This is a genomic window from Desmonostoc vinosum, assembly GCF_059505385.1.
On record NZ_JCACKM010000230.1, the window covers coordinates 1 to 8199 of the forward strand.

9 protein-coding genes are annotated in these 8199 nt (G+C 43.4%); 1 reads left to right on the forward strand and 8 read right to left on the reverse strand.

Features of this window, described 5'->3' with window-relative positions; genetic code table 11:
- Positions 1 to 49: 49 nt before the first annotated feature.
- Positions 50 to 973 (reverse strand): FTR1 family iron permease, encoded by a 924-nt coding sequence (locus tag AC5JMF_RS26615; RefSeq protein ID WP_495798715.1) that lies wholly within the window; start codon positions 971 to 973, stop codon positions 50 to 52.
- 511 nt (positions 974 to 1484) lie between these two features.
- On the opposite strand from AC5JMF_RS26615, the gene AC5JMF_RS26620 reads away from it, so the two are divergent.
- On the forward strand, positions 1485 to 2108 hold the full coding sequence (locus tag AC5JMF_RS26620; RefSeq protein WP_495798722.1) for a CP12 domain-containing protein: 624 nt from the start codon (positions 1485 to 1487) through the stop codon (positions 2106 to 2108).
- Between the two features lie 99 nt (positions 2109 to 2207).
- Here AC5JMF_RS26620 and AC5JMF_RS26625 read toward each other — a convergent pair whose 3' ends face one another.
- The 7 genes from AC5JMF_RS26625 to AC5JMF_RS26655 all read right to left on the reverse strand — a co-directional run bounded on the left by AC5JMF_RS26625 (position 2208) and on the right by AC5JMF_RS26655 (position 8127).
- Positions 2208 to 3323 carry an LptF/LptG family permease gene (locus tag AC5JMF_RS26625; protein WP_495798716.1) on the reverse strand — a complete coding sequence of 372 codons (1116 nt, stop codon included), beginning with the start codon at positions 3321 to 3323 and terminating at the stop codon, positions 2208 to 2210.
- A 205-nt stretch (positions 3324 to 3528) separates the two neighbouring features.
- On the reverse strand, positions 3529 to 4257 hold the full coding sequence (lptB, locus tag AC5JMF_RS26630; RefSeq protein ID WP_495798717.1) for an LPS export ABC transporter ATP-binding protein: 729 nt from the start codon (positions 4255 to 4257) through the stop codon (positions 3529 to 3531).
- Between the two features lie 209 nt (positions 4258 to 4466).
- Positions 4467 to 4976 (reverse strand): LptA/OstA family protein, encoded by a 510-nt coding sequence (locus tag AC5JMF_RS26635; protein ID WP_495798718.1) that lies wholly within the window; start codon positions 4974 to 4976, stop codon positions 4467 to 4469.
- Between the two features lie 346 nt (positions 4977 to 5322).
- Entirely contained in the window at positions 5323 to 5718 is a 396-nt protein-coding gene (locus AC5JMF_RS26640) for a DUF309 domain-containing protein (protein WP_495798719.1), read from the reverse strand.
- Positions 5715 to 6080: a ferredoxin thioredoxin reductase catalytic beta subunit gene (locus AC5JMF_RS26645; protein ID WP_495798720.1), complete on the reverse strand. Its 366-nt coding sequence runs from the start codon at positions 6078 to 6080 to the stop codon at positions 5715 to 5717. The genes AC5JMF_RS26640 and AC5JMF_RS26645 overlap by 4 nt, the downstream gene beginning before the upstream one ends.
- A 198-nt stretch (positions 6081 to 6278) precedes the next feature.
- Positions 6279 to 7424, reverse strand: coding sequence for a DUF58 domain-containing protein (locus AC5JMF_RS26650; protein ID WP_495798721.1), 1146 nt, complete (start codon positions 7422 to 7424; stop codon positions 6279 to 6281).
- 19 nt (positions 7425 to 7443) lie between these two features.
- Complete coding sequence (locus AC5JMF_RS26655) at positions 7444 to 8127, reverse strand: DevA family ABC transporter ATP-binding protein (RefSeq protein ID WP_495798723.1); 684 nt, start codon at positions 8125 to 8127, stop codon at positions 7444 to 7446.
- Positions 8128 to 8199: the final 72 nt, after the last annotated feature.

Genomic DNA, 8199 nt, shown 5'->3' on the forward strand with positions numbered 1-8199 from the left:
TCGCTTAGAGCGACACAGGAGCGTCGCGTCATTACGAATTACGAATTATTTAATTAGGTTTTGTTGCTGGTTTGAGTTGTGTAGGTTGGCTGAGGCTGCGAAAATATAAACCACCCACAATCACCCAAAACAACACATACCCGACAGCCTGAACTAGATACAGCTTTTGGGTATAGCCAAATAGGGTTTTGAGCAAAATACCGGGAAACTGTCGGTCAGGCAAGATAGTTGATAAATCCCAAACCAGAGGGCCTAAAATACAAGAGGTATTTGCTAGTCCACAAATATTAGATACTGAGGAATTGATTTGGCTAAAAGCTATAGCAGCTGCATCCAGATGTCGTAAAGCAGAAATTACCAATCCAGAAACAATTAGTAACAGTAATACACCCATTACTTGGAAAAATTGCCTCAAATTAATGCGGATGCTCCACTTAAACAACAGCATACCAATTACAACAGCCATGCCGAGTCCAATAATTGCTCCAATTACAGGTGTCCAGCCTTCTTGAAATTTAGCAACGATAAATACAGCCGTCTCTAAACCTTCTCGAAATACAGCAATAAAAACTAAGCTGAAAATTGCCCAAGCCGCGCGGTTATCTTGACCTAATGCACTTTTAACAGAACCTGTAATTTCTGCTTGCAAAAATCGTGCTTGTCGCGTCATCCAAATGAGCATCCAACTGAGCATGGCGATCGCAATTATACCCAGTCCCACCTCAAATAATTGTTTGAAAACTGGCCCATAGAGTAAATCTGATGTCTGCAATCCCTGGATACCTAAATTTAATAGTAGACCAACCACAAAACTAGCTATAGTGGCACTGAGAATTCCTAAATATACCCAACGATACAATTTTTGTTGTTCAGCTTGCTGTAAACAGGCGAAGACGATACCGACAACTAAAGCTGCTTCTACACCTTCTCTTAAGGTAATGAAAAAAGTTGGTAATGTAGCACTCCAATTCATAAATAATTCTAATTTGTAATTTCTGACGAAACTTAGCAAGGGCGCTAAAGTCATCTTAGATTATTTAATCGCAAGATGTTGGTTGTAGGTTGATAGAGGCAGAGGAGCAGGGTAAAAGGTGTAAACCAAGCTAAATTGCGATGCTATGAAGCTTAATCAGGGTGAGCAAAAGCGTCCCTGTGTGAATCTCCTTCGGTTGAAGTTCCAACCCACTAGTGGGTGGTTTTGATTTTTCTCCCCTACTCCCTACTCAAGAGCTTTTTTATGGACATAAGATTGCTACTGACTTAACAGAAATACAAAAAAAATAGCACTTAAATATGATCATGAAGCCGTTCCAATTTTGAAATTTGAGTGGAAGTGTAAAAAACGACATTCTAAATTTTATTGGACATAAAAGTTAGGGGGTTCTGTGTGGAACTGACTTTTTCCTTAAGTAGCAATTAAAAGTAAACCTCAATATCCGGCTCTCCGGCTTTGGATTAATTTTATGGAACAGCAGCCTACAGTAATGATGAAAGCCGAAGATATTATGATCAAGGATGTAGTTACCATTCGTGGTTCGGCTAGTGTCGCTGAAGCAGTCGAACTGATGAAGGAAAAAGGATTGCGCGCTCTGGTTGTAAATCGTCGTTATGATAATGATGCTTATGGCATTGTCACAGAAACGGATATTGTTTATAAAGTAACAGCCTACGGCAAAGACCCTAAACAAGTCCGGATTTACGAAATTATGAGCAAGCCTTGTATTGTCGTCAATCCTGAGTTGAGTGTGGAATATGTAGCACGGTTGTTTGCGATGACTGGCATCCGCAGAGCGCCTGTAATCCAAGGTAAGCTTTTGGGAATAATCTCAATTACTGATATTCTGATGAAAAGCGATTTTGTGGAAACTCCAAAAGCGCTGCTACGAGAAAAAAGAATTGAACAAGCGATCGCAGAAGCTCGCAGTATTTGTACAAAACAAGGCGCTTACTCTAAAGCCTGTGCTGCTGCTTGGGATGAAGTAGAAGAACTCCAAGCAGAAGCCGCTCATCAAAAAGCTGAAGGTATGGTTTCAGCTAAAGTTTCTTTTGAAGAATATTGTCGAGAAAACCCAGATGCACCGGAATGTCGAAATCAGCATCCGTCATAGGGGACTGGGGAATTGGGAAGAGGACGCGGGGACACGGGGACGCGGGGACGCGGTGACACGGAGAAAATTTCTCCCTCATCCCCCTCATCCCTCTTCAACCTACCGCTTGGCAACTCGCATTAATAAAAATGCACCTATTCCCAAGAACATAAAGTTGGGCAACCAAGCTCCCATGAAGGGAGAGATGACACCTGCTTGTCCCATTGCACCACTGATAAAGAAAATTAAGTAGTACGAAAATATCACGATGACGCTAATACCAAAACTTGTGCCGCGTCCGGTACGTTGAGGGATGCTTCCCATGGCTGCACCTACCAAGCCAAAAACTACACAGACAAACGGTAGGGAAATTTTTTGTTGAATCCTGACTTGCAGTTTACGAATTTTTTGACGATCGCCACCTAGGCGTTCTACTTCTAATTGTTCTAGTGCTTCGCCAATGTTCATTTCACCGTAGTCGCGGCTCTTTTCTGCCAAACTTAAGGGTGTGCGGGGAAGTTTGAGTTGTTGCTGTTCAAAGCGTAAGATGTTGCGATAAGAGCGATCGGGAGCTACTAAATAAATGGTGCCGTTGTAGAAATCCCAGACGTTTTGAGATGCATTCCACCGGGCGGATTCTGATACCACAATCTGATTGACACCCTCTGTAGAACGGTCTATAATCGTCAAGCCTTTCATTCGCTTGCCATCAAATTGGTCAGCGTAAAATAAGCGAATGAGTATTTTAATTTTGGTGCCATCTGGCTGAAGATTTTCTCGGTATTCAGGATAGAAAATATTTTGCTGCTTCAATATTGGCTTATCTGATTTTAAAGCTTGCTCTAGGGTATTAGCTGCTTGATAATTGGCTGCTGGCGCGATGTGTTCATTAAACACAAACGTCATGCCTGTCACCACCAAGCTCAACATTACAGCAGTTAACACCATGCGATAGACACTTACGCCACAGCCGCGCAAAGCGATTAACTCACTATCGCTAGAAAGACGGCTGTAGGTCATCAAAGTAGCTAGCAAGGTGGACATGGGAAAGGCTAAGACAATGAAATTGGGCAGCTTGAGCAGAAAAACTTGAATAGCGATATCTATGGGTAGCCCGGATTCTACTATTTTTCGCACCAAGTCGAATACTGCATCAATTGTTACTCCCAATGATGAGAAAGCCCCGACACCAAAAAAAAACACCGGCAGCAGTTCGCTAGCCAAGTAGCGATCCATGATCGTAAAAGGCAATAGCGAGTGTAGGGTGTAAAAAGACGTGAGCTTCTTTGAAATCATAAGCAACTCTAAAAGTTAAATCTCGGCAATCCAAGCACAGCAAAGTATTTATACTGCATTTAGTATCGAGGTTTCATCTTCAGTGACTGAGCAATTTCAGCAAAATTATGGCGATCTAGGCGATCATGGATTAATATTTATTAATTTATACTTGGAAATTATCACCTAAATAGTACTGTCGCACTAGTGGATTATTGTATAGTTCTTCCGCTATACCAAAAGCGAGGATTTGCCCTTCGCGCATGATGTAGGCGCGGTCGGTGATGGCGAGAGTTTCGCGGACATTGTGATCTGTGATTAAGATACCCATACCGCGATCGCGCAGAGCTGCTACGATATGTTGAATTTCTGACACCGCTATGGGGTCAACCCCAGCGAATGGTTCATCCAACAGTAAAAACTTTGGCCCTTCTCGTCCAGCAGCCAAGGCTCTTGCTAGTTCTGTTCGCCGTCGTTCACCACCGGAAAGTTGAATTCCTTTGCTGTTGGCTAATTTTTCCAACTTAAACTCCTGTAGTAGGGTTTTTAGCCGCCTCGACCATTCCCATCGTGGCACATTTGTCTGCTCTAGTACCAGGAGAATATTATCCTGTACCGAAAGTTGGCGAAAAATACTTGCCTCTTGTGCCAAATAGCCAATACCTAACCTCGCTCTTTTATGCATTGGCAAGCCAGTAATATCAAGAGTATCCAGCCAAACTCGTCCCTGATTAGGTCTTTCTAAACCCGTGGCAATGTAAAAAGTCGTTGTTTTGCCGGCTCCATTAGGGCCGAGTAAGCCAACAACTTCACCTTGGGCTACAGAAAGATTGACGCGATTAACAATTATTCGCCTACCGTAAGATTTGTGAATATTTTCTAAAACAATTTTCACTATTCGCGTCCTTTAGTGCTTGGTGCTGATAAAAATGGGGAGTAGGGAATGGAGAGATAAGGGAGAAGAAATTCAAAATTAATTTTTTGATTATTGACTCTTGAGCAATTCCCCATTACCCCTAATCCTTACTTCCTCCGGGAGCGAGGCCCCGAGTTCCCCATTCCCTATTCCCTACCCTCACCCGTTAATTTTGTTTTGCCAGACCACTAATTAGAACGCCTAAAAGTTGGTGTCTGTGGGGCAGGTGTATTAGATTGACCACCATCATCTGATTCCTGAACCATATAAATAGACTCTACTTGGCGGTTGGATTGGGGTAAAGCAACAAATCGTCCTTCATCAATTAAATAAGTCACCTTTTCCGCGCGAATACTGTTACCACCCTGTTGCAAGATATAAACATTGCCACTGAAATCAATCCGGCGTTCTTTACTAAAGTATTGTGCTTGAGCTGCTGTTGCTTGAAGTTGACGAGCTGGGTACAACATTTGCACATTACCACGAGCAGTGATTACTTGAGTTTTAGAATCGTATTCTTGCACATCAGAGCGGATGGTGAGCGGACGATTTGCTGTGGCGGTTTGTGCTGTGGCTGTTTGCTGTTTGGTACTGAGAGGGTTGTTGATAAATATTGCACCTAAGAGTGCAGTGGGTAAGAGCAAGGCTAATCCCAAGTGGCGCATCTGTGGTTTGGGGAATCGATAACGGGGCATCATGGTAATTTGAGGTTTAGTATTTCTGCTTGTATCTCAATCAATTATCTCAACTACTTTATCTAGGGAAGGATTTTTTGGACATTGGTAGACATAGCATTGCTACGTCTCTACAAAATCGTTAGTTTCTAAATTCGTATCTTAATATCAAGTTCGGGTAATCAATTATTGTTCAAATTTCTTTGCGTTTCCACATCAGCGCTAACGATAAGTTTTCAAGCGAACATGATATTAATTTTTGGATAACTACCAGCTCACACTATGACGCTTCCTCCAAGGTCAAGGTTTCGCTAATCTACCATTCAATATTCGACCAAGCTTAAAAAACAAGACGCGCCATGGCGCGTCTCTACGTCTGTTTAATTAATGAAATACTGGGCAGGGATAAGGCTTCACTTTCACTCAAGTTTCCAGTCGTAATCTTGTCTGGCCCTATTTGCTGTAATACCTTCAGCAATGTGGTACTTTGGTTTAACAATTCGTCTACATCAATTTCGCCGTAAATAGATGGGTATCGTTGCAGACGATTGCTACCTTCACCTAGTAATATCACTGCTCCTCGCCAGTTGCGATTACCCAAATGATACAGCGCTACAGCAATTTGCAGAACACCTTGATAAAAAGTTTTGTCTGGTTCGCTGGCTTCAATCCAAAGAGCTTCTAGGGTGTCATGGCAGGCATAATATTGACCAGAATTGAACTGTTCTACGCCTTGCCAAAACTCTGGGGGCATGATTTCGCTCATCCCATGCTATCTCGCACTTCTTTAATTGCTTCTAGGGTGATTTCTTGTTGCTCTCCTGCAAACTCGTTGTCAGGGGTAAGGAATAGCATACAATGGCACTCTTTACGCTCTCGCATTGGTACACAGGGACAGTTCCAATAGGCAGCGTTAACTTCAGCTTCTTTATCTTCGTAGTGGCGGCAGGGACATAAGGGGGCACCTAGTTCATCTTTGTGTTTGGCTAGTCCTTCAATCACAACTGCTGTCACAGAAGGCTCAGCACAAAAATACGTTCCAGTACGCTTGGCGTATTGTTCGGAAAAATGCCGCATTGCCTCTAAGCTTTTATCGCTGGATTTTGTGTTAGCTTCTGATGAGATCATTTGAATCGACTGCTCATAATTTAAATATTTCTTTGCATTGTACCTCAGCCTCACTCGGGCGTTACTGGGGATATTCCCCCAAAGTGAGGGAGAGATGTGGTTCGACTCCGCTCACCAACCGGGAGATGAGGAAGCGGTTCGACTCCGCTCACCAACCGGGAGAATAAATAATTACGAATTACGAATTACGAATTACCTTTAAAATATTTTTTGCAGTTGGGGTTGTAGTGGTTGTTCACTTTGTAAGACGATACCAGGATAATCTTTATTGATGACTAATTTTTCTGGTGGTAAAGAAGTATTCTGCCATAAAAGCCAGTGACTACCATTTGGAAGAGATGAAAGGCTCAAGGGGTTTTGAGTTAGCCAAATTAAGGGGTGGCTTTCTGGAGTTGTGGTGCTGGCGTCTTCTTGAGGAGCGATCGCTGCTAATATTTCTAGGATAGAGCGATCGCCTCTAACTAAACCTGTTGCTGCTGTCCAAAGTTGTACTTGCATCTGGTGACGTTGTGCATAAAAATACAATGATGCTGCGGTAATTACTGCTTGCTCAAAGTTCTCTTCTTCCCAATTAGCGGCACTGTCAAGAGCAATAACGATTTCTTGTCCATCTGTGACCATTTCTAACTCCCGCACCCTTAACTCGCCATAGCGGGCACTGGTACGCCAGTGGATGAGTCGAGTGGAGTCGCCGATACGATAGGGACGTAGCGATCGCATCAGTCCTGTAGTCGTTGTTTGCCAAGGTCTACCGCGAGAGTCGTTTTTTATACTCTCTTCTTGTCCCATTTCATCGACTAGGGGGCAAGTACTTAAGGGTAAAACGGTAGGATAAACGATAGCTGTGGCGGCACAGTCATGTTGACGGCGACACCAGAACAACCCCAAAGGGGCACCAGTACCTAATTCGACTGTGTGCCAGCGATACACGCCCCGGCGTTGGGTAGGGTGATAATATATCCAGCGGTAACTGTCTTGGCTAGGTATCGTTTCAATCGCCTGCTGTACTGGTTTTCCCAAGACGAAGGGCAGGATATCCTCGACTTGCAGTAAGTTAACAGACTGCCGTGTGGAATTGTGGATTTCTATTTCAATAGTTAGTTCGCTTCCTGCTGTCACTGGCTGGATGGGGCGACGGTTGATAGATAAACCAACAAGCGATCGCGGTGGTAAAACAGCTGCTAAACCCAAAAGGGCTAAAGTAACGCCGCTAGTTACATATAACCAGCCAGCCATCGTATTAATCGCAGCCCCAAAAAAACAAACAGTAATTGCAAACAGCACCCAACCGCTATATGCAGGGGCACAAGCGCGGGTTTCTAGCCAGTTGGTGATGGGTTTCATTTTGGGGAATGGGGAATTGTCATTTATCATTCCCAAATAACCGCCCATCCTCCATATGAACGATGCGATCGGCAATATCTAGGATGCGGGCGTCGTGAGTTACAAGCAGAACGGAACAGCCTTCTTCTTGGGCGAGACTTTGAATGATGTCAACTACGTCTCTCCCGGTTTTACTGTCTAATGATGAAGTTGGTTCGTCTGCTAATACTAATTTGGGTTGGGCAACTAAAGCCCTAGCGATCGCAACTCTTTGTTTTTGTCCACCTGATAATTTTTCGGGATAATAGTCTATGCGATCGCCCAATCCTACGGCTTCTAAAATATTGACAGCGCGTTGTCGATACTCTTGTTTAGGAATTTCTTGATGTAGTTTTAAGGACATGCGGACATTACCATAGGCACTCAGACACTTGAGTAAGTTGTGATGCTGGAAGATAAAACCAATTTGGTTCCGCACTTTGGTTAATTGCCCTTTGTTACAACCTTTGAGTTCTTGCCCAAAAATTTTTAGACTTCCTTCTTGGACTGATCGCAATCCACCAATGAGTGAGAGTAATGTTGTTTTACCACCACCAGAAGGGCCTGTAAGGATGACAATTTCTCCTGGATAAATTGCTAAATTTACATTACTCAATACAGGTTTACGTAATACTCCTTGACCGAAAGCATGGTTGAGGTTATTAACAATAACAGTCGGTTCCATAATTCGTAATTCTTCAGAGGGAGTAGGGAGTAGGGAGTAGGGAGTAGGGAGTAGGGAGTAGGGAGTAGGGAG

Coding starts and splice junctions, on each gene's coding strand:
- AC5JMF_RS26640 (WP_495798719.1), bottom strand. CDS start 5,718: ATGAGCGAAATCATGCCCCCAGAGTTTTGGCAAGGCGTAGAACAGTTC.
- AC5JMF_RS26615 (WP_495798715.1), bottom strand. CDS start 973: ATGAATTGGAGTGCTACATTACCAACTTTTTTCATTACCTTAAGAGAA.
- AC5JMF_RS26645 (WP_495798720.1), bottom strand. CDS start 6,080: ATGATCTCATCAGAAGCTAACACAAAATCCAGCGATAAAAGCTTAGAG.
- AC5JMF_RS26650 (WP_495798721.1), bottom strand. CDS start 7,424: ATGAAACCCATCACCAACTGGCTAGAAACCCGCGCTTGTGCCCCTGCA.
- AC5JMF_RS26625 (WP_495798716.1), bottom strand. CDS start 3,323: ATGGATCGCTACTTGGCTAGCGAACTGCTGCCGGTGTTTTTTTTTGGT.
- AC5JMF_RS26620 (WP_495798722.1), top strand. CDS start 1,485: ATGATGAAAGCCGAAGATATTATGATCAAGGATGTAGTTACCATTCGT.
- AC5JMF_RS26655 (WP_495798723.1), bottom strand. CDS start 8,127: ATGGAACCGACTGTTATTGTTAATAACCTCAACCATGCTTTCGGTCAA.
- AC5JMF_RS26635 (WP_495798718.1), bottom strand. CDS start 4,976: ATGATGCCCCGTTATCGATTCCCCAAACCACAGATGCGCCACTTGGGA.